Source organism: Streptomyces anthophorae (assembly GCF_049310305.1).
In the GTDB taxonomy this organism is placed as follows: domain Bacteria; phylum Actinomycetota; class Actinomycetes; order Streptomycetales; family Streptomycetaceae; genus Streptomyces.
The window spans coordinates 5,764,319-5,785,010 of sequence record NZ_JBLWQQ010000001.1 but is presented as its reverse complement, the minus strand read 5'-3'; the positions used below and the strand labels follow the sequence as shown (position 1 = coordinate 5,785,010).

Genomic DNA, 20,692 nt, shown 5'->3' with positions numbered 1-20,692 from the left:
TTGATCGGCGGCTCCCGCACCACTGATGGCACTACGGGGCCGGCCCTCGGACGGTTCACGGGACCTTCCTGTGAACCATCCGCGGACCGGCCCCGTAGTGGCCATCGGGTGCACGGCACAGCGGCCGTGCCGCCCCTCGTTTTGTGACAAGGAGTCAGTGGATGATCTGGTACGTCCTGGCCGCGGTGCTGGGTCTTGCGCTGATCGCGGCGGTGGTGGCGCTGATCGTCACCGAGCGGCGGCCCCGTCCGCCGAAGCCGGTCGCCGCCTCGGCCGCCGTCACGAGTCGCGGGGCGCTCGAGGTGGTCAACGCGGGCCTGCGCCGACTGACGGGCGAATGCCTGCGCTCCGGCCGGTCGCTGCCCGATCTGTACGCCGTCGTGTACTCGGAGGAGCGGCTCGGGCTGCTGCTCGCGGGGGTCGGTGACAAGAGCGCGAAGGCTCCCGCGCCGTGGACCGTCGAGCAGGACGGCGAGCGCTGGACGATCTCGACCGACGACCTGCACCGCCCGGGCCCCGAGGGCGAACCGGCGGTGCCGTACGCGCTGACGGTGACGGTGGGCCTGGACGGCCCCGACCGCGTGCTCGTCGACCTGTCCCGCGCGACCGGTCCCGTCTCGGTGACGGGCCCCGACGCCGAGGTGCGCGCGCTGGCGCGGGCCCTCGTGATCGAGGCGATCGCAGGGCCGGTGGGCTCGCTCGCCCAGGTCACCCTGATCGGCTCGCTGGGCGACGGCCGGCTCCTGTCCGGCGACGAGACGCGCAGCTCGCGGCTGCACCACGCGGCCAGCCTCGAGGAGGCGTTCGCGACGGCGGCGTCGGCGAGCACGGGCGTGCCGGAGCCCGGTTCGGCCGACGTCACCCAGGTGTTCCGCCTCATCGAGGGCAGCAGCAGGCTCGCCGTGCAGGGCGAGGTCCCGCACCTGTTCGTCGTGGAGGCCTCGCAACTGCCGCGCCACGAAGGGGTGCTGGCGGGGCTGCGCCGCACGGACGCCCTCCTCGTGCTCGGCGAGGCGCCCACGGGCTGGCGCTGGAAGGCAGGCGCGGACGGCACGCTCGACACCGGGCCGCTCGGCCTGGAGATCACGCGGCACGCGGGGCGGATGGCATGAGGGTCATCCACCGCGCCGGACGTCCGGCCGTCTGAGTGTCACGCCGCCTCGCTGTCCGCCACGCCGTGCGCGTAGAGCCCGCGTCTGTTCAGCGCCTCCCGCATGGCGCGGGCGGCGTAGTACGTGCGGGACTTGACCGTGCCGGGCGGCACGCCGAGCACCTCGGCCGTCTGGTTGACGGTGCGTCCGAGGTAGTGGACGTGCAGCAGGACCTCGCGCTGGGACGGCCGCAGGTCCCCCAGCGCCTCGACGAGGACCTGGGTGGTCAGGAGGTGGTCGACGTTGTCGGACACCGGAAGGTGGGCGAGTTCGGGGTCGCCGGTCTCCGGCGGTCTGGCCTGGCGCGCGCGGTGGCCGTCGATGACGAGGTTGCGCAGCGCGGTGAACAGCCAGGGCCGCGCGGAGTCCGCGGTCGGGTCGAGTTCCGCGGCATGCCGCCAGGCGCGGATGGCGACTTCTTGCAGGATGTCCTCGGCGCGGTGCCAGTCGCCCTCCAGGCGCCGCGCGGCGAATTGCAGCAGCGCGGTGCCGTGGAATTCGTAGAGCGCTCTGAGGAACTCGTCGGGCTGGAGGTCCGCGGCGCGGGGGCCGGGTATCCGGTCTTCGGGCGAAGCGCTGGCCGACAAGGGCCTTTCCTCTCCGGATCGTCTGTGGGGGAAGACGGGTTCCGCCGGGTGCGGGGAGAACCGACGAGCAGCACCGCGGGCCGCCGGGCACCCGTGCGGCGCCCGGCGACTCGCGGCGGCGGTGACGTTCGGCGCGTCGGCGCCGGTCAGCCCGGTTCGTGGGAGGAGAGCGTGCTCACCTCACGGGATGTCAACTCGCGGTCGTAGACATGCACGTCGGCGATGTCACCGTTCCAGTAGTCGGTGGCCTTCCCGCCGAACTTGCCGCGTCCGATCATCACGCTGCCCGTGGGCTTGACGCTGCTGGAAGCGACCCTGGTTCCAGCCGGCTTGCCGTCCACATAGATCCGCATCCGGTGGTCCTTCTGACTGTACGTGCCGGCCAGGTGGTACCAGTGGTCGGCCTGCGGCTGCTCGGACGACTCCGCGACGGTACGGGCGCCGGGAAAACTGAAGGCGAAGTTCTGATCCTGGCCGGAGTACTGGAGGAAGAACGCGCTGTTCCGCGGACCCTCCTGGGACAGCGCGGTGTGCATGCCCTTCAGGTCCTCGTCGGTGAGGCGTACGCGCGCGGCGACCGAGTAGTCCTTGCCCGCGGTGTCGAGGCGGGTGTTGGTGTCGGCGTATCCGCTGGTGCCGTTGAGCCGCAGGGCGCCACCCTCGGGGCCGTCGGTCCACTTCACGCCGTCGCCGAACACGGCGTCGTGCTCACCGACCTTCGCGGTGCCGGACCGGTGCAGCGGCCACCAGCCGAGGCCGTCGAGCGACTCGGCGTCGCCGCTGGGGCTGGAGGACGCGGCCGGTTTGGCCTCCGCCCGCCCGTCCCCTGAATCCTGGCCGCGCACCAGTTGGACGCCGACGAAGACCAGCGCGGCGGTCAAAACGGCGATCGTACTGATAAGCGCCCATCTGCGCGTCATGAAGTTCCTCAGAGGTGCGGCATAAACGTGTCACTGGTTGGCTACGCACCTCGGCGAAAAACGGTTCAGCATGCACGTAACCTTCACGCGGCACCACCGCAGCGTCACATGGCGCCACGTGATGCCATGTGGTGCCACATGGCGCCATAACACTTGCGCGTGGCGCCATAGTGGTGCCACTATGACGTCATGGACCTCACGCCCTACGTCGACAATCTGCACCGCGAGCTCGCGGTGGCCGCCGAAGCCGGCGGGGACGAAGCACGCGCGCTGGCCGAGCGGCTGACCGCTCCCCTGGAGTCGGCGACCCGGCTCACGATGCTCAACGTGCTCTCCGCCGCCATGGACGAGATCACCCGCGACCTGGCGCCCGGTTCGGTCGACGTACGGCTGCGGGGGCTCGACCCCGACTTCGTGGTGACACCGCCCCCGCACGACATCCCGGCAACACCCGCCGAACCCCAGCAGAACCCCACCCCGCCGCCCGCCCCGGAGACCGACGAGGGCGGCACCGCCCGCGTCAACCTGCGACTGCCCGCCCAGCTCAAGGCCCGCGCCGAAGAGGCCGCGAGCCGCGAGGGGCTCTCGGTCAACGCGTGGCTGGTGCGCGCGGTGTCCGCCGCGGTCGACGGCGGCCCGGCACCGCGTGCGGCGGAGAAGAGCCGCACCGTCGGACAGAGCTTCACGGGGTGGGTGCGCTAGCCGCGCCGCCACCCCGCCCAGCACCACCGCCAACAGAACGGCACACCACGTCCCACCAGCGGGGACGCCCCAACGAGCCAGGAGGACGGGACAGCCATGCCTACGTACGAGACCCCTGAAGCCATCTCGGTCAACGCCCATGTGGGCGCCGGTTCCATCCAGTTCACCGCGAGCGAGCGCACCGACACCGTCGTCGAGGTGCAGCCGAGCAACCCCAAGCGCGACAAGGACGTGAAGGCCTCGGAGCAGACCGAGGTCGCGTTCACGGGCGGCGTCCTCACCGTCCGGACCAAGGAGCGCCGCATGATCGGCCCCAGCGGCGCCGTCACGGTGACGGTCGACCTGCCGGCCGGCTCCTCCGTCGACCTCACCGGCTCCTGGACCCATGTGACCGGTGAGGGCCGGCTCGGCACGGTCGACGTGAAGACCTCGGGCGGCGACTTCCGCCTCGACACCACGGGGCCGCTGCGCCTCAAGTCGGCGCACGGCTCGATCCGCGTGGGCCGGGTCGAGGGCATGGCCGAGATCACCGCGAGCTCCAGCAACGTACGGGTCGGCCTCGTCGACGGCCACGCGGTCCTGAAGAACGCGCACGGCACCACGACGATCGACGCGGTGACCGGCGAGCTGCGGGTGAGCGGCGCCCACGGTGACATCGAGATCGGCCGCGCCGAGAGCTCGGTCGCCGCCACCACCGCCCACGGCGCCCTGCGCGTCGGCGATGTCGCCCGCGGCACCGTCCAGCTGGAGACCAGCTTCGGCGCCATCGAGGTCGGCATCCGCGAGGGCACCGCCGCCTGGCTGGACGCCAACGCCGAGAACGGCCAGGTCCGCAACACCCTCACCGCCTCCGAGGCGCCCGCGGAGTCCGAGGACTCCGTCAAGGTCCGCGCCCGCACCAAGTGGGGCAACATCGACGTCCGCCGCGCCGCCCACTGAGCGTACGAGCCGCAACTCCCTGACGCTTCAAGGCACTTCACCGGCGCCTTCGCCGGTCCCCATCACTCCTCACCCTCACACCGGAGGGCCCCATGCCTTCATCTGTCATGTCCACATCCACCCACGGCGAGTCCGGACAGGTCCCGCTCGCCGTCTCCACCGTCGGCCTTCGCAAGTCCTACGGCGACAAGACCGTCCTCGACGGCATCGACCTGAGCATCCCCGCGGGCTCGGTCTTCGCGCTGCTCGGGCCGAACGGGGCCGGGAAGACGACGACCGTGCGGATCCTGTCCACGCTCATCGACGCCGACGGCGGGCAGGCGCAGGTCGCCGGGCACGACGTCGCCGGCTCGCCGGACGGCGTGCGCGCCGCGATCGGCGTCACCGGGCAGTTCGCCGCGCTCGACGACCTGCTCACCGCGGAGGAGAACCTGCTCCTCATGGCCGACCTGCTGCGGCTCGGCAAGCGCGAGGGCAGAAAGCGTACGAAGGAACTCCTCGAACGGTTCGGCATCGCCGATGTCGCGGGCAACCGCGCGGCCACCTTCTCCGGCGGCATGCGCAGGCGCCTCGACCTCGCCATGACGCTCGTCGGCGACCCGCGGATCATCTTCCTCGACGAGCCGACGACCGGGCTCGACCCGCGCAGCCGCCGCACCATGTGGGAGACCGTGCGCTCCCTGGTCGCCACGGGCGTCACCGTCTTCCTGACCACGCAGTACCTGGAGGAGGCCGACCAGTTGGCGGACCGGATCGCCGTGCTCGACGGCGGCCGGATCGTCGCCGAGGGCACCGCCGACGAGCTCAAGGCGCAGATCCCCGGCAGCCACGTACGACTGCGGTTCAACGCCACGGACGAGTACGAGCGGGCGGCCGGGGCCTTCCCCGGTGCGGCCCGGGACGACGAGGAGCTGGCCCTGCGGATCGCGGGCGACGGCGACCTCGCCTCGCTGCGCACCCTGTTCGACCGGCTCGACGCCGCGGGCGTGCAGGCGGCCGACTTCTCCGTGCACACCCCCGACCTCGACGACGTGTTCCTCGCCCTGACCGGCGACGGCACCGACGCCACCCCGCTCCACGTCAAGGAGACCCTGCGATGAGTACCGCCACGAGCACCCTCACGTACGCCGTGCACGACTCGATGACGATGCTGCGGCGCAACATCAAGCACGCCCTTCGCTACCCCGCGGTCTCGCTGGGCGCGTCCATGATGCCGATCCTGATGCTGGTGCTCTTCGTGTTCGCCTTCGGGGACTCGATGTCGGGCGGCGCGGGACGGGACGCGTATCTGGAGTACCTGACGCCCGGGATCGTGATCATGGGAGTCGCCGCGGGGGCCATGTCGACCTCGATCGCGGTCTGCCAGGACATGACCGAGGGCATCATCAACCGCTTCCGCACCATGAACATCACGCGCTCCTCGTTCATGACGGGCCATGTCGTCGGCAGCGTCATCACGACGATGGTGAGCCTGGTCCTCGTGGTGGCCGTCGCGATCGCGCTCGGCTTCCGGCCCGACGCGAACCCGGTCGAGTGGCTGGCCGCGGCCGGTCTGCTGGCCGCGATCACGTTCGCGATCACCTGGCTCGCGGCGGCGCTCGGCCTGAAGTCCAAGACGGTCGAGTCCGCGAGCAACAAGCCGCTGCTCATCCAGTTCCTGCCGTTCCTCGGCTCCGCCTTCGTGCCGGCCGAGTCGATGGCCCCGGGCCTGCGCTGGTTCGCCGAGCACCAGCCGTTCACGCCGATGACCGAGACGCTGCGCGGGCTGCTCACCGGTTCGGCGATCGGCAACGACGGGTGGATCTCGCTCGCCTGGTGCGTCGGGATCACCGTCGTCGGCTTCGCCTGGACGCGCAGGCTGTACAGCATCAACACCGAACGCTGAGCGAGCGGTTCACAGTGGGGGCTCCGCCTTGTGCGGAGCCCCCACTCATGCGCCCGAGACTCGTGCGCCCGAGGCTCACGTGCCCGAGTCGCCGCGCGCGAACGCCACCGTCAAGTCCCGCACCAGGGCATTGCGTTCGTACTCGTCGAGCTCCACAAGGCCGCGCCCCGTGAGGCGTTCGAGCGTGTCCTCCACCGAGTCGACGACGCTGGTGAGCACGCCCGCCCGCTGCCGCGCGTCAAGGGCCGCGATCCGGCGGCGATGCATCGCGTCGGCGACCTCCGGCGCGTACTCGATGCGCGTCGGGCGCACCGCGAGCACCTCGACGCCGATCGCCGCGCACTCCGCGGACAGCACCTGGGCCAGCTCGGCCCCGACGGCCTCGGGATCGCGCAGGGTCGGGGCGGAGTCGTGAAAGGCCTCCGGCGGCAGCCGCGCGAACACCCGGGCGAGCGCCACCTCGATCTGTCCGCGCAGATACGCGTCGTGGTCCTGCACCGCGAACAGGGCCCGCGCGGTGTCCCGCACCCGCCACACCACCAGGGCCTCGACGCGCAGCGCCATGCCGTCCGCGTCGACCGCGGGCAGCGGCTCGCTGCGCCAGTGCCGCAGCCGTACGTCGACCCGGCGGCGCAGCACGAGCGGGTTGACCCAGCGCAGACCGGTGCGCCGCACGGTGCCCCGGTAGCGGCCGAAGAGGCTGAGCCCGAGCGCGTCCCCCGACCCGCACCGGGTCAGCCCGCCGAAGGCGAGGACGGCGAGCACCCCGCAGCCCGCGACGTACGCGCCCCACGCCGCCCGGACGGCGTCGTCGGCCCGGGCCGGGGCGGCGGGCCCGAGGAAGTCGGTGACCGTGTCGGGGATCCAGCCGAGCAGCCGGCTTCCGTACAGCGCGCCCGCGAGCGCCAGCGCCCCGGCCGCCGCGCCCAGCCAGCCGGGCAGCGACCACCCCGCCCGCTCGACGACCTCGTCCCGCTGTCCCATCGGCCCTCCCGAATCCCGTGAACACGACCTCGCCGTACTCACGTTATGCGGCAATAGACCAAAAATGCCGGAATTCGAGGGCGGTGCGGGGTCACTCCAGCCGCAGCTCCCCGTACGCCCCGGCGGGAACGGCCGGGCTGCGCGGCGGCACGGGCCTCAACTCCCGGTAACCATCACCCTGTTCGGGCCGCGGATCCTCCTCGCCCTTGTTCGGCCAGTACGACATCGCCCGCTCGGCCTGCGCCGTGATCGTCAGGGACGGGTTCACGCCGAGGTTCGCGGAGACCGCCGAGCCGTCGACGACGGAGATGCCGGGATGCCCGTAGAGCCGGTGGTACGGGTCGATGACTCCGTTCTCCGCGCTGTCCCCGATGGCGCAGCCGCCGAGGAAGTGCGCGGTGAGCGGCTTGCCCATGAGTTCGCCGAGGTTGGTGCCCGCGAAGCCGTTGATGGACTCGGCGATCAGGCCCGCCGCCTGCCAACCCTCCGGTATGTGCACGGGGTTGGGGGTGCCGTGGCCCTGTTCGGCGGTGAGCAGTCCGCGCCGGTCGAGGCCCGTCGTCAGGGAGTTGTCGTGCGTCTGCATGACGAGCCCGATGATGGTCCGCTCCGACCAGTGCCGCAGCGCGACCGTCCGGGCGACGAGGACCGGGTGGGAGAGGAACGCGAGCGCGGCGGCGAGCGGCTTCGGCAGGTTCTGCCGGTACTGGGGCACGCAGATCAGGGCCATGAGGTTGGAGCCCTTGCCGTAGCGGACGTTCTCGATGTGGGTGTTCGCGTTGGGGTGCACGGACGAGGTGATGGCGACGCCGCGCGTGAAGTCGACGTCCGGGCGGCCGTAGCGGCGCGGCCAGGTCAGGGCCCCGACGAGGGCCTCGGAGTTGGTGCGGGTCAGCTCGCCGAGGCGGCGCGACAGGCGCGGCAGGACACCGTCTTCGCGCATGCGGTGCAGCAGGGTCTGGGTGCCGTACGTGCCCGCGGCCAGGACGACGCGGCGGGCGCGGAGCACGGTGCGGCGGCCGCGGCGGCGCTTGTCCGTGGGGGCGGTCGTGACCTCGAAGCCCGCGCCGTCCGGCAGTTCCCGCACGCCGGTGACGGTCGTCATCGCCCGGACCTCGGCGCCGGCCCGTTCGGCGAGGTGCAGATAGTTCTCGGTGAGCGTGTTCTTCGCGCCGACGCGGCAGCCGGTCATGCAGGAGCCGCATTCGGTGCAGGCGGCACGCGAAGGGCCCGCTCCGCCGAAGTACGGGTCGGGAACCTCCGTGCCCGCCTCGCCCGTTGTCGTACCGTCGGCGTCCCGCCCGTCGCCGAAGAACACGCCCACGGGCGTGAGCCGGAAGGTGTCCCCCGCGCCCATCCGCCCGGCCGCGTCCCGCAGCAGCTCGTCGGCCTCGGTGACGGTCGGGTTGGTGCGCACGCCGAGCATGCGCCGCGCCTGCTCGTAGTAGGGCGCGAGTTCGGCCTGCCAGTCGGTGATGTGCCCCCACTGCCGGTCCTGGAAGAAGGCGGGCGGCGGGACGTACAGCGTGTTGGCGTAGTTCAGCGAGCCGCCGCCCACCCCTGCGCCCGCGAGCACCATCACGTTCTTCATCAGATGGATGCGCTGGATCCCGTACATGCCGAGGCGGGGCGCCCACAGATAGTCGCGCAGCTTCAGGGACGTACGGGGCAGGGTGTCGCGCGTGTAGCGCCGCCCGGCCTCCAACACGCCCACCCGGTAGCCCTTCTCGGTCAGCCGGAGCGCGGAGACGGACCCGCCGAAGCCGGAGCCGACGACGAGGACGTCGTAGTCGTACGCGGTGTCGCCGGCGTCCTCAGTCACCGTAGAGCTCCTCGATCTCCCGCTCGTACTCGCTCATGACGGCCGTGCGCTTGATCTTCAGGGACGGGGTGAGCAGCCCGTTCTCCTCGTTGAACTCGCCCTCCACCAGCGTGAACCTCCGGATCGACTCGGCGCGCGAGACGGCCTCGTTGGCGTAGTCGACGGCCTTCTGGACGTCCGCGACGATCCGCGGGTCCCGGATGATCTCGGCCATCGGGGTGTCGGCGGGCATCTTGCGGACGCTGAGCCAGTGCGCGACGGACTCCGGTTCGAGGGTGATCACGGCGGCGACGTACGCGCGGTTGTCGCCGACGACGATGCACTGGCCGATGGGCGAGCGGCTGCGCAGCCGGTCCTCCAGGACGGCGGGCGAGACGTTCTTGCCGCCGCTGGTCACGAGGATGTCCTTCTTGCGCCCGGTGATCCGCAGATAGCCGTCGCCGTCCAGCTCCCCGAGGTCGCCGGTCGCGAACCACCCGTCCTCGTCCAGGACCTGGTCGGTCGCCGCCTGGTTGTTCCAGTACGCGCCGAAGACGATGCCGCCCTTGATGAGCACCTCGCCGTCGTCCGCGATCCGGACGGCGGAGCCGGGCACGGGCAGGCCGACGGTGCCGGGGCGGGGCCGCAGCGGCGGGGTGATCGTGGCGGCGGCCGTGGTCTCGGTGAGGCCATAGCCCTCGTAGATCACGACCCCCGCGGCGTAGAAGAACAGATTCAGATTGCGGTCGAGGGGCGAGCCCCCACTGATCGCGTACCGCAGCCGCCCGCCCAGCTCCTTGCGCACCCGCCGGTAGACGAGCAGGTCGTAGAGCCCGTGGGCGAGCCGGAGTCCGGGCCCCGGCCCCTCTCCCCCGTCCAGGAACCGCGACAGATGCGCCTCGGCGAAGCGCACCGCGATCCGGTCGGCGCGGTCGAAGGACGAGCCGCGCCCGAGCTTCTCGGCGGTCGCGCGCCCGGTGTCGTGGATCTTCTCGAAGAGGTACGGGACGCCGACCACGAACGTCGGCCGGAAGGAGCGGAGTTCGGGCCGCAGCTCGTCCGGCTTGATGCTCGGACAGTGCCCCAGCTCGATCCGGGCGAGCATGCACGCCACCTGGATCGTCCGCCCCAGGATGTGCGCGAGCGGCAGGAACAGCAGGGTCGACGCGGCCTGCCCGGTGATCGCCTTGAAGATCGGGTGCAGCAGCTCGACGGTGTTCGCGGCCTCGGCGTACAGGTTGCCGTGCGTGAGGACGCAGCCCTTGGGCCTGCCGGTGGTGCCGGAGGTGTAGCAGACGGTCGCGATGGTGTCGGGGGTGAGCGCGGCCCGGCGCTTGACGACGTCCTCGTCGGCCACCTCGGCGCCCAGGGCGGCGAGTTCGAGCACGGCGCCCCCGTCGATCTGCCGGATGCCGGGCCGCTCGGCCTCGGGCAGATCCGTGACGGCCCGCTCGGCGGCGACGGCGTTCTCCGGGGTCTCGACGATCAGCATCGTCGCGCCCGAGTCCCGCACGATCCACTCGATCTGCTCGGGCGAGGACGTCGCGTAGATGGGGACGGTCTGCCCGCCCGCGGCCCAGATCGCGAAGTCGAGGACCTGCCACTCGTAGCGGGTGCGGGACATCAGGGCGACGCGGCCGCCCGGTTCGAGCCCCGCCGCGATCAGCCCCTTGGCGGTGGCGGTCACTTCCCGGGCGAACGCGGCGGCGGTGACCGGCCGCCATTGATCGCCCTCCTTGCGCCGCACGACGACGGCGTCGGGCTCTTCCTCGGCGTTCAGATACGGGATGTCGGCGGGCGTGGACCCGTCCTTCGGCGGCTCGGCGAGCGCCGCGACCCGCGCCTCGCGCACGGTCCCCTGCTCATCCCTGACGAGTTCGACCTTCGCGCGGTCGGCCAGGTCGCCGCGCTTCCCGGCCCGCTTCAGATCTTTTCGTACGCCCATGACGGCTCCCGTGTGCGCGGCTGCCCGACTCGTACCTACTCGCTCACTCGCTCGTACTTACTCGGGAGTCAACTTACCTACGCGTAAGGAAAATTCAATGGTCCCGTACGAATCGGTGACCACCAAGGACGGACCGGACGGACCGGGGGCCAACCGCGCACCAACCGGGGACTACGGGGCCCAGACCTCGCCGTCGAGCACGTCCCGCATGCCCACCCACACCATGTTCATCAGGCGCAGCGTGATGCCCTCCGGGGACTGCCCCGGGTTGCGCTCCATCCAGTCGGTGAGCGAGTCGGCGGCGCCCACGAGGGCGTGCGCGACGAAGTCGGCGTCCTCGTCGCCCAGTCGGGAGCCGCGACCGCTGTCCGAGATGCCGTCCCTGATGAGCCCGGCCACCTCGGCCATGACCGCGCGCCGCGCGTCGGCGACGGCAGCGGCGATCGCCTCGCTCAGCTCCGAGGCCTGCCGGTGCAGCACGACCCAGCTGTCGCGGTGCTCGGCGACGAAAGCGAAGAACGCGGAGAGCCCGGCGTACAGCCGCAGTTCGGGCGCGGCACCCGCGCCGCGCGCGGCCTCCTGAAAGGCCCCGACGAGCCGCCCGGCCTCCCGGCGCAGGCATGCGAGAAAGAGGCCCTCCTTGGATTCCAGGTACAGATACACCATCGGCTTGGAGATTCCGGCGAGTTCCGCGATCTCGTCCACGGACGCCGCGTGGTAGCCACGCTTGGCGAAGACCCGCACACCCACGTCGATGATCTGCTGCTCGCGCACCTGGCGCGGCACGCGCTTCCTGCGCGCCGCCGTACGCCCTTGAGCCGCTTCCGATGTGCCCGTCACCCTTGTCAGCCTATCCACGTCGCCAGTACCTTACCAATCAGTAAACTTACTAAGCGGTAAGGTCGCGATGAGCAACGACCCGACGGAATGGAGAGTGGACCCATGAGCGGTGCCGAGGAGATCGCGGCGCTCGACTTCGCGAGCGTCACGCCCGAGGAGTTCGCACGGATCGTGAAGGGTCTCTCCGCGAAGGAGATCAACGAGATCGCGCGGGACGAGGCGCTGCGCACCCGCGTCCTCAAGGAGGTCTTCGGGCGCATGGAGCGGCAGTTCAAGCCCGACGTCGCGGGCTCACTCGAAGCGCTCATCCGCTGGAAGGTGGCCGGCCAGGACGAGGTCCCCGAGGCGGTCTACGAAACGAAGATCGCGAACGGCACCTGCACCGTCACCGAGGGCCGCTCGGACGCGGAGCCGCGCGTCACGCTGATCATGGGCGACGCCGACTTCCTCAAGCTCGTCTCGGGCAACTCCTCGCCCGTCACGATGTTCATGATGCGCAAGGTCAAGATCGCCGGCGATGTCGCGCTCGCCTCCGGCCTGACCCGCTACTTCGACATTCCCAAGGCCTGAGGAAGGGGCGACGGGTCCACCATGGCTTTCTCTCTTGAACTGGGCGAGGAACAGCGCGATCTGCGGGACTGGGTGCACGGCTTCGCCGCCGACGTCGTGCGCCCCGCGGCCGCCGAGTGGGACGAGCGCGAGGAGACGCCCTGGCCGGTGATCCAGGAGGCCGCGAAGATCGGCCTGTACGGATTCGAGTCCCTCGCGGAGATGTTCGGCGACCCGAGCGGCATCTCGCTCCAGATCGCCAACGAGGAGCTGTTCTGGGGCGACGCGGGCATCGGCATGGCCCTCTTCGGCACGTCCCTCGCGGTCGCCGGCATCTTCTCCGCCGGCACGCCCGACCAGCTCGCCGAGTGGGTGCCGCAGTGCTACGGCGACGAGGACGACCCCAAGGTCGCGGCGTTCTGCGTCTCGGAGCCGCAGGCCGGTTCGGACGTGGCGGGGATGCGCACGCGCGCCCGCTACGACGAGGCGAAGGACGAGTGGGTGCTGTCCGGCCAGAAGGCCTGGATCACCAACGGCGGCATCGCGAACGTGCACGTCGTCGTCGCCTCCGTCGACCCGGACCTCGGCTCGCGCGGCCAGGCGGCGTTCATCGTGCCGCCGGGCACACCGGGCCTCGAAGGCGCCAAGAAGATAAAGAAGTTGGGCCTACGGGCGTCCCACACGGCCGACGTCTTCCTCGACGACGTCCGCGTCCCCGGGCACTGTCTGCTCGGCGGCAAGGAGAAGCTGGACGCGCGGCTCGCACGGGCCCGCGAAGGCACCCGCTCGTCCGGCGGCCGGGGCCAGGCCGCGATGTCGACCTTCGAGGTCAGCCGGCCGACGGTGGGCGCGCAGGCGCTCGGCATCGCGCGCGCCGCGTACGAGTACGCGCTGGAGTACGCGGGCGAACGGGAGGCGTTCGGCCGCCCCATCATCGAGAACCAGGCCATCGCGTTCGCGCTGGCGGATCTGCGCACGGAGATCGAGGCGTGCCGGCTGCTGATCTGGCAGGCGTCCTGGATGGCCCGCAACGACAAGGTCTTCGACGCGGGCCAGGGCTCCATGTCCAAGCTGCGCGCGGGTGAACTGGCGGTGGCTTCCACCGAGAAGGCCATCCAGGTCCTCGGCGGGGCCGGCTACAGCCGGGAGCACCCGGTGGAGCGGATGTACCGGGACGCGAAGATCTACACGATCTTCGAGGGCACGAGCGAGATCCAGCGGCTCGTGATCGCGCGGGCGATCTCGGGGCGGCAGATCCGCTGAGCGGCGCCGCGGACGGGAACGGGCCGCGCACGGGGCGGGGCGGGGCCGGGTCGTGACCGGGACTGTGACGCAGGACTTCGACCTGACCGTAGTTCTGCGTCACAGTCCCTCCCACGCCCCCTTACGACACCACGTCCTTGCGCGCGAACCCGCGGAACGCCAGCGCGAACAGCACCACCGCGTACGCGACGGACACCGAGGCCCCCTGGATCATCCCGCCCCACTCGGGCTGCGTCTGGATCGCGTCCGCCCACGCGAACTGCCAGTGCGCGGGCAGGAAGTCGCGCCAGTCGCCCAGCGCGGTGACCGCGTCGAGGACATTGCCGACGATGGTCAGGAAGACCGCGCCGCCGACCGCGCCCAGCGGGTTGTCCGTCTTGGTGGACAGCCAGAACGCGAGCCCCGCCGTGACCAGTTGGGACACGAAGACGAACGCGACGACCAGCAGCAGCCGCTGCACCGCCGTGCCCGCGGGCAGCGCCCCGCCGGTCGGGATGTCCAGCGGGCCCCAGCCGTACGCCACCGCGCCGACGCCGAGCGCGACCAGTGGGAGCAGCAGCATCGCGGCGAGGCTGAGCCCGAACGCGACGGCCAGCTTGGACCAAAGGAGGCGGGCCCGCGGCACCGGCGCGGCCAGCAGATAGCGCAGGCTCGACCAGTTCGCCTCGGAGGCGACGGTGTCGCCGAAGAACAGGGCCACCGGGACGACCAGCAGGAATCCGGCGGAGACGAACAGGCTCGTCGCCGCGAAGTTCGCCGCGGACGCGGTGGCGGTGTCCATCAGGTTCACGCGCTGGCCGCTGTCGCCGCCGCCCGCGCCCGGCTCCCCGCCGATCGCGAACGCGGCGACGAGCACGAACGGGAGCAGCGCGAGCACCGCGCCCATCACGAGCGTGCGCCGCCGCTTCACCTGGCGTACGAGTTCCACGCGGAGCGGGAGCGTGCGCCGCGGCCGGTAGCCGTGGGCGAGTTCGGGCACGTCGCGCGCCCCGGTGTCGACTCCGGTCGTCGTCATGCCGGGGTCCCTCCGATCAGGGTCAGGAACGCGTCCTCGAGGCGGCGGTGCGGGCCGAGGGAGCGCACCGGTACGTCGAGCCGCACCAGCTCCGCGACGAGGCGGGCGGCCGGGTCGGAGACGGCGGCCGGGCCCGAGTCGGGGTCGGGGTCGGCTTCGGTCGCCGGTACGAGGCTGACGAGCAGGCCGTCGTCGACGCGCACCACCGATGCCACGCCCGCGAGACCGCCCACCTTCTCCACGAGCGCGTCGGAGACCTCACCGGCGACGCCCACGAGCAGCGTGTCGCCGGAGCCGACGATGTCTGCGACGGGGCCCGCCTGGACGAGCCGGCCGCGGTCCATCACCACGAGGTGCGTGCAGGTCTGCTCGACCTCGGCGAGGAGGTGGCTGGAGACGATGACCGTGCGTCCTTCGCGCGCGTAGCGGATCATCACCTCGCGCATCTCGCGGATCTGCGGCGGGTCGAGCCCGTTCGTGGGTTCGTCGAGGATGAGCAGGTCCGGGAGGCCGAGCATGGCCTGGGCGATGGCGAGACGCTGGCGCATGCCCTGCGAGTACGTGCGCACCGCGCGCGCGAGGGCGTCGCCGAGGCCCGCGATCTCCAGGGCCTCGTCGAGGTGCGCGTCCTCGGCGGGGCGTCCTGTCGCCTTCCAGTACAGCTCCAGGTTCTCGCGCCCGGAGAGGTGCGGGAGGAAGCCCGCCCCCTCGACGAAGGCGCCGACGCGGGACAGGACCGGGGATCCGGGCCTGATCTCGTGGCCGAAGACCCGGATCCCGCCCTCGTCGGGACGGATGAGGCCCATCAGCATGCGCAGGGTCGTCGTCTTGCCCGCGCCGTTCGGCCCGAGGAGGCCGAGGACCTGGCCCTGCTCGACGCGGAAGGACAGGTCGCGCACCGCGTACCGGTCCGTGGAGCCCGCGTACTTCTTGCTGAGGTCCGTGATCTGGAGCGGAACCTCGGCGAGCGCCGGGTCGGGTGCGGGGGCCTTGGTCCGCCGCCTGGCCGTGAGCAGCAGTGCCGCCGCGACGACGAGCGCCCCGGCCGGCAGCCACCACACCCAGGCGGGCAGCGGCTCGGCCTGCGTCCGCACGTCGGGAGCGGTGGGCACGCTCAGGCTGTCGTGCACGGAGACCTGGTACGTCGCGGGCTCGTTCGGCGACGCGTAGCCGAGGTCGGTCGCGGAGAGCACGAGCCGGAGCTTGTGGCCCTTCTGCACCTCGTGGTCGACGGCCGGGAGCGTGATCCGCACGTCCTTGCCCGCGCCGTCCGCACCGGTCACCCGCAGCGGCGTCACCAGCTGCGAGGGCAGCACCTGGCGCGTCCCGTCCGGCCCGGAGTCGTAGACCTTCGCGAACAGCACGGCCGTGCCGGTGGAGGACTTCACGTGCGCGGTGACCGTCGGGGAGCCGGTGATGCGCATCGACTTCTTCAGCGGCGCCGAGTCGAAGCGCGCGAACTGGCCGGGGTACTCAAGGGAGAATCCGACGCCCAGCGACGTCGACAGGTTCGACACCTTGCCGAGGCCCGGGACCGAGGAGATCGACGGCGGTCCGCCGCCGGGCGGGTTCTGGAAGGTCTCGGTGGCCGACTTCAGCGGCACCCCCGTGCGCCGCTCGCCGCGCAGGCCCGGGTACAGGTCGCCGCTCGCGCCGCGCAGGGTGGCCGCGCCGTCCGTGGAGTCGACGCCGCCGGTGCGGGTGACGCGGAACGCGGGGCCCGTGTCGACGTTCTCGTCCTTCAGGTAGCGGTCGAACCAGGAGGTCACGCGCGCGTGCAGCCGGTCGAGCTCCATGTCGCCGCCGTCGTGCCCGCCGTTCAGCCAGTCGACCTCGACCGGTGCGCCGTTCGCCTTGACGTGGCGCGCTATCTCGTCGGCCTGGCCGAGGGGGAAGAGCGAGTCGGTCTGGCCCTGGGCGATGAACGTCGGCACCTTGATGCGGTCGCCGACGGCCACGGGGCTGCGCTCCTCCAGGAGCTTTCGCGCCGCCTCGTCCGGCTTCCCGGCGACGGCGACGCGCTTGTACATGTCGCACAGCTTCTTCTCGAAGCGGCCGCAGGCGAGCCCGGCCTCGCTGGTGCGTGTGCCGAGCTGCGCGGACCCGGAGGTGAAGAAGGCACCGGCCCACAGCTTCTTGAAGACGCCGTCGGGGAACAGCGCGTCCGCCAGGTTCCAGTACGTGATCTGCGGGGCGATGGCGTCGACCCGCTCGTCGTGGCCCGCCGCGAGCAGCGAGACCGCGCCGCCGTACGAGGCGCCGCTGACGCCCACGCGCGGGTCGCCCGGCCGGTCCAGCTCGATCTCGGGGCGCTTCGCGAGCCAGTCGATCATGCGTGAGACGTCGGCGACCTCGTGCTTCGGGTCGTTCAGGCCGATCTTGCCGCCGGAGCGGCCGAAGCCGCGGGACGACCAGGTCATGACCGCGTACCCGTGGGCCGCGAGCTTCTCCGCCTCGGCGCGGACGTCGGCCTTGCTGCCGCCGAAGCCGTGCGTGAGCAGCACCGCGGGCCGCTTGTGGGACGGGTCACCCGCCGTGAAGTACGAGGTGTCGATGCGCACCCCGCCGCCCATCGGCATCATCCGGTCCTGCCGGTGCACGGCGGTCTCCCCGCCGGAGCCGGATGCCGCGGCGGCCGAACCCGCTCCCGCGAGCACCACGAGGGCCGCCGCGGCGGCTGTCCACCGTCGCGGCCACCCGCGGATTCGCTCACGCCGTACGCGCCGTCGAAAAGACATGCGCTCAACGGTATGCGCACCCACCGACAACCTCTGCATCCGGTGGTCGGTGCACACGTCACGGGGCTCCGCCGCGGGCCCCCTTACTCGGCCGGGACCGACACCAACCACCGCGACTCCTGGCGCGGGCGGAGGTAGAAGGCCCAGTAGAGGGTGGCGACCGCCATGATGCCGCCCGTCCACAGGAGGTACGTGACCTCCTGCTCGATCAGGATGTAGATCATCAGCGCGATCAGGACCACGGGGATCCCCGGCCACAGCGGCATCCGCCAGGCCGGCTGGTCCTTGTGGGCGCCGCGGCGGGCGAACAGGGCGGCCACCGCGACCAGCAGGTACATGCCGGTGACGGAGACGCCCGTCACGCCGTACAGGGTGTCGAGGTTGACGAAGCAGAGGGCCGCGCCGGGGACGCCGACGGCCAGGGTCGCGACCCAGGGGGAGCCGAAGCGGCCGAGGCGGGAGAGGGCGTTGTTGACCGGGCCCGGCCAGGCCTTGTCGCGGGCCGAGGCGAACAGGACGCGGGAGTTCTGGATGACCATGACGATGCCCGCGTTGATGATGGCGAGCGCGACGCAGAGCGAGACGAACGTGCCGACCGCCGAGTTCGACCAGGCCACGACCATGCTGCTGATGTCGCCCGAGGTGAGCGCGGAGAGGTCCTTGGCACCCATCGTGATCGCGACGACCGGGACCAGGATGACGACGGAGGAGATGGCGAGGGTGGCGAGCACCGTACGGGCCACGGACTTGCGGGGGTTCTCCAGTTCCTCGGAGAGGTAGACGGCCGTGGAGAAGCCCTGGGTGACGAAGAGGGCGATGGCCAGGCCGGAGACGACGAGCATGCCGGTCACGGCGTCCGTGTGGCCGTTTCCGCCCGCGACCTGCATCGAGGCGAGCGAGTCGACGCCGCGCTCGCTGTGTGCGAAGCCGAGGACCGCGACCAGCGCCGCCGCGATGACCTCCAGGACGAGGAAGATGCCGGTGATCCACGCGTTGGCGCGCAGGTCGAGCAGGCCCGCGAGGGTGGACAGGAGCATCACGCCCGCGCCCGCCATCGCCGGGTCGAGGTGGATCAGCGGCTCCAGGTAGTCGGCCGTGCCCATCGCGATCACCGGCGGGACGATGAAGACGACCAGCAGGGACAGGACGAAGACCAGCCAGCCGGCGAGGCGTCCGGCCAGCGTCGAGACCATCGCGTACTCGCCGCCCGCGCTGGGGATGAGGGTGCCCAGCTCCGAGTAGAGGAAGGCCACGCCGATACAGATCAGCGAGCCGACGGCGATGGTGAGGGCGGTGGCGGTGCCGAGGCTGCCGAACAGGTCGGGGACGACGACGAACAGCGAGGAGGCGGGCGTCACGCAGGAGAGCGTGAGCAGGGTGCCTCCGACGACGCCGATGGAACGCTTGAGCTTCTGGGCCTGGGGGGCCGACTCCGGCGGGGAGGGTGGAGCGGCGGGGCGAAGCGTGTCGGTCATGGAGCGGTTCCGATCGACTCGTGCGGCAGGGGGACGGCTCGGGCGGGAGCGCTATCGCCTCCGAGGGCTGGGGGTTGATCGTGCTGCGGCTGCTCCCGGCGCGACATGCAACCTCGCCGATATCCGAACGTCAACGCCTGTTTTCCTTCGGAATCCGCAGCTCCGCTCTCGCCAACCGCGTGCGATTCTTCAGGAGTTCGCAAAATCGGCCGGGATAGATGCGTCGACCCCCGCTGTTGACCTTCATAAGCAAGGTCAACAGCGGGGGTCGACTTAAGGCGCCCGGTTCATCCCCTACGTACGGGAACCGCAGCCTGAGCGCTGAAGTTCACGAGGAACTGTCCGTACTCCGGACGTCGCGCGGGCCTCAGTGGTTGCTGGGGAAGCCCAGGTCCACGCCCGCGGGGGCGTCGGCCGGGTCCGGCCAGCGGGTGGTGACGACCTTGCCGCGGGTGTAGAAGTGCGTGCCGTCGTTGCCGTAGATGTGGTGGTCGCCGAAGAGGCTGTCCTTCCAGCCACCGAAGGAGTGGTAGCCGACCGGCACCGGGATCGGCACGTTCACGCCGACCATGCCGGCCTCGATCTCCAGCTGGAAGCGGCGGGCGGCGCCGCCGTCACGGGTGAAGATCGCGGTGCCGTTGCCGAACGGGGAGGCGTTCATGAGGGCCACGCCCTCCTCGTACGTCTCCGTGCGCAGCACGCACAGCACCGGGCCGAAGATCTCGTCCTGGTAGGCCTTGGCGGTCGTGGGGACGTGGTCGAGGAGGGAGAGGCCCACCCAGTGGCCGTTCTCGAAGCCGGGCACCGTGTAGTCGCTGCCGTCGAGGACGACCTCGCAGCCCTCGGCCGCCGCGCCCTTCACGTAACCGGCGACCTTGTCGCGGTGGGCGGCCGTGATGAGCGGGCCCATCTCGGACGTCGGGTCGTTGCCGGGGCCGATCTTGATCTTCTCGGCGCGCTCCTTGATCTTCGCGACGAGCTCGTCGGCGATGGAGCCGACGGCGACGACGGCCGAGATCGCCATGCAGCGCTCGCCCGCCGAGCCGTACGCGGCCGAGACCGCGGCGTCGGCGGCGGCGTCCAGGTCGGCGTCCGGAAGCACCAGCATGTGGTTCTTGGCGCCGCCGAGGGCCTGTACGCGCTTGCCGTTGGCGGAGGCCGTGGCGTGGATGTACTTCGCGATCGGCGTCGAGCCGACGAAGGAGACGGCGGCGACGTCCGGGTGCTCCAGGAGGCGGTCGACGGCGACCTTGTCACCGTGCACGACGTTGAACACACCGTCGGGCAGACCGGCCTCGGACAGCAGCTCGGCGATCTTCAGCGACGCCGACGGGTCCTTCTCGGACGGCTTCAGCACGAAGGTGTTGCCGGTCGCGATGGCGATCGGGAACATCCACATCGGCACCATGGCCGGGAAGTTGAACGGCGTGATGCCCGCGACGACACCCAGCGGCTGGCGGATCGAGGAGACGTCCACGTTGGTCGCGACCTGCGTCGACAGCTCGCCCTTGAGCTGCACGTTGATGCCGCAGGCCAGGTCGACGATCTCCAGGCCGCGGGCCACCTCGCCGAGCGCGTCCGAGTGCACCTTGCCGTGCTCGGCGGTGATCAGCTCGGCGATCGCGTCACGGTTGGCGTCGAGCAGCGCGCGGAACCGGAAGAGGATCTCGGTGCGCTTGGCGAGCGAGGACAGGCCCCAGGTCTTGTACGCCTCCTTGGCGGTGGCGACGGCCGCGTCCACCTCCTCGACCGAGGCGAAGTCGACGTGCGTGGTGACGGCGCCGGTCGCCGGGTCGGTCACCGGGCCGTGATTGCCCGACGCGCCCTGGACGGTCTTGCCGCCGATCCAGTGGTGGACCAACTTCGTGTCAGACATACGGGCAACTCCTGTGACGGCT

At 71.4% G+C, this 20,692-nt stretch carries 17 protein-coding genes; 7 read left to right on the top strand and 10 right to left on the bottom strand.

Features of this window, described 5'->3' with window-relative positions:
* Positions 1–161: 161 nt before the first annotated feature.
* A complete protein-coding gene (locus ACNYS0_RS26315) occupies positions 162–1,112 on the top strand; it encodes a hypothetical protein (RefSeq protein WP_422476925.1) in 951 nt (316 codons plus the stop codon).
* A gap of 38 nt (positions 1,113–1,150) precedes the next feature.
* Here the strand turns inward: ACNYS0_RS26315 and ACNYS0_RS26310 are convergent, their stop codons facing one another.
* Complete coding sequence (locus ACNYS0_RS26310) at positions 1,151–1,738, bottom strand: sigma-70 family RNA polymerase sigma factor (RefSeq protein ID WP_422476924.1); 588 nt, start codon at positions 1,736–1,738, stop codon at positions 1,151–1,153.
* A gap of 146 nt (positions 1,739–1,884) precedes the next feature.
* Entirely contained in the window at positions 1,885–2,619 is a 735-nt protein-coding gene (locus tag ACNYS0_RS26305) for a LamG domain-containing protein (protein WP_422476923.1), read from the bottom strand.
* Between the two features lie 228 nt (positions 2,620–2,847).
* Here ACNYS0_RS26305 and ACNYS0_RS26300 point away from each other — a divergent pair, with 228 nt between their 5' ends.
* From ACNYS0_RS26300 to ACNYS0_RS26285, 4 genes are all read left to right on the top strand, one after another.
* Entirely contained in the window at positions 2,848–3,360 is a 513-nt protein-coding gene (locus tag ACNYS0_RS26300) for a toxin-antitoxin system HicB family antitoxin (protein ID WP_422476922.1), read from the top strand.
* A 96-nt stretch (positions 3,361–3,456) separates the two neighbouring features.
* Positions 3,457–4,299, top strand: a complete 843-nt coding sequence (locus tag ACNYS0_RS26295) for a DUF4097 family beta strand repeat-containing protein (protein ID WP_422476921.1) — start codon at positions 3,457–3,459, stop codon at positions 4,297–4,299.
* A 107-nt stretch (positions 4,300–4,406) separates the two neighbouring features.
* Complete coding sequence (locus ACNYS0_RS26290; RefSeq protein ID WP_422476920.1) at positions 4,407–5,399, top strand: ATP-binding cassette domain-containing protein; 993 nt, start codon at positions 4,407–4,409, stop codon at positions 5,397–5,399.
* A complete protein-coding gene (locus tag ACNYS0_RS26285; protein WP_422476919.1) occupies positions 5,396–6,184 on the top strand; it encodes an ABC transporter permease in 789 nt (262 codons plus the stop codon). Before ACNYS0_RS26290 ends, ACNYS0_RS26285 begins: the two co-directional genes overlap by 4 nt.
* 75 nt (positions 6,185–6,259) lie before the next feature.
* Here the strand turns inward: ACNYS0_RS26285 and ACNYS0_RS26280 are convergent, their stop codons facing one another.
* The 4 genes from ACNYS0_RS26280 to ACNYS0_RS26265 all read right to left on the bottom strand — a co-directional run bounded on the left by ACNYS0_RS26280 (position 6,260) and on the right by ACNYS0_RS26265 (position 11,754).
* On the bottom strand, positions 6,260–7,168 hold the full coding sequence (locus ACNYS0_RS26280; RefSeq protein ID WP_422476918.1) for an SPFH domain-containing protein: 909 nt from the start codon (positions 7,166–7,168) through the stop codon (positions 6,260–6,262).
* Between the two features lie 91 nt (positions 7,169–7,259).
* Positions 7,260–8,990 carry an FAD-dependent oxidoreductase gene (locus ACNYS0_RS26275; protein WP_422476917.1) on the bottom strand — a complete coding sequence of 577 codons (1,731 nt, stop codon included), beginning with the start codon at positions 8,988–8,990 and terminating at the stop codon, positions 7,260–7,262.
* Entirely contained in the window at positions 8,983–10,914 is a 1,932-nt protein-coding gene (locus ACNYS0_RS26270) for an AMP-dependent synthetase/ligase (RefSeq protein ID WP_422476916.1), read from the bottom strand. Before ACNYS0_RS26270 ends, ACNYS0_RS26275 begins: the two co-directional genes overlap by 8 nt.
* Before the next feature lie 171 nt (positions 10,915–11,085).
* Positions 11,086–11,754, bottom strand: coding sequence for a TetR/AcrR family transcriptional regulator (locus tag ACNYS0_RS26265; protein ID WP_422476915.1), 669 nt, complete (start codon positions 11,752–11,754; stop codon positions 11,086–11,088).
* Between the two features lie 102 nt (positions 11,755–11,856).
* Between ACNYS0_RS26265 and ACNYS0_RS26260 the strand changes: the two genes are divergently transcribed.
* Positions 11,857–12,324, top strand: a complete 468-nt coding sequence (locus ACNYS0_RS26260; protein ID WP_422476914.1) for an SCP2 sterol-binding domain-containing protein — start codon at positions 11,857–11,859, stop codon at positions 12,322–12,324.
* A gap of 21 nt (positions 12,325–12,345) precedes the next feature.
* Positions 12,346–13,566, top strand: coding sequence for an acyl-CoA dehydrogenase family protein (locus ACNYS0_RS26255; RefSeq protein ID WP_422476913.1), 1,221 nt, complete (start codon positions 12,346–12,348; stop codon positions 13,564–13,566).
* A gap of 121 nt (positions 13,567–13,687) precedes the next feature.
* Here ACNYS0_RS26255 and ACNYS0_RS26250 read toward each other — a convergent pair whose 3' ends face one another.
* The 4 genes from ACNYS0_RS26250 to mmsA form a co-directional block, all read right to left on the bottom strand.
* Positions 13,688–14,581 (bottom strand): ABC transporter permease, encoded by an 894-nt coding sequence (locus tag ACNYS0_RS26250; protein WP_422476912.1) that lies wholly within the window; start codon positions 14,579–14,581, stop codon positions 13,688–13,690.
* On the bottom strand, positions 14,578–17,319 hold the full coding sequence (locus tag ACNYS0_RS26245) for an alpha/beta fold hydrolase (protein ID WP_422476911.1): 2,742 nt from the start codon (positions 17,317–17,319) through the stop codon (positions 14,578–14,580). Before ACNYS0_RS26245 ends, ACNYS0_RS26250 begins: the two co-directional genes overlap by 4 nt.
* 83 nt (positions 17,320–17,402) lie before the next feature.
* On the bottom strand, positions 17,403–18,794 hold the full coding sequence (locus tag ACNYS0_RS26240) for an APC family permease (RefSeq protein ID WP_422476910.1): 1,392 nt from the start codon (positions 18,792–18,794) through the stop codon (positions 17,403–17,405).
* A gap of 367 nt (positions 18,795–19,161) precedes the next feature.
* Positions 19,162–20,670, bottom strand: a complete 1,509-nt coding sequence (mmsA, locus tag ACNYS0_RS26235; RefSeq protein WP_422476909.1) for a CoA-acylating methylmalonate-semialdehyde dehydrogenase — start codon at positions 20,668–20,670, stop codon at positions 19,162–19,164.
* Positions 20,671–20,692: the final 22 nt, after the last annotated feature.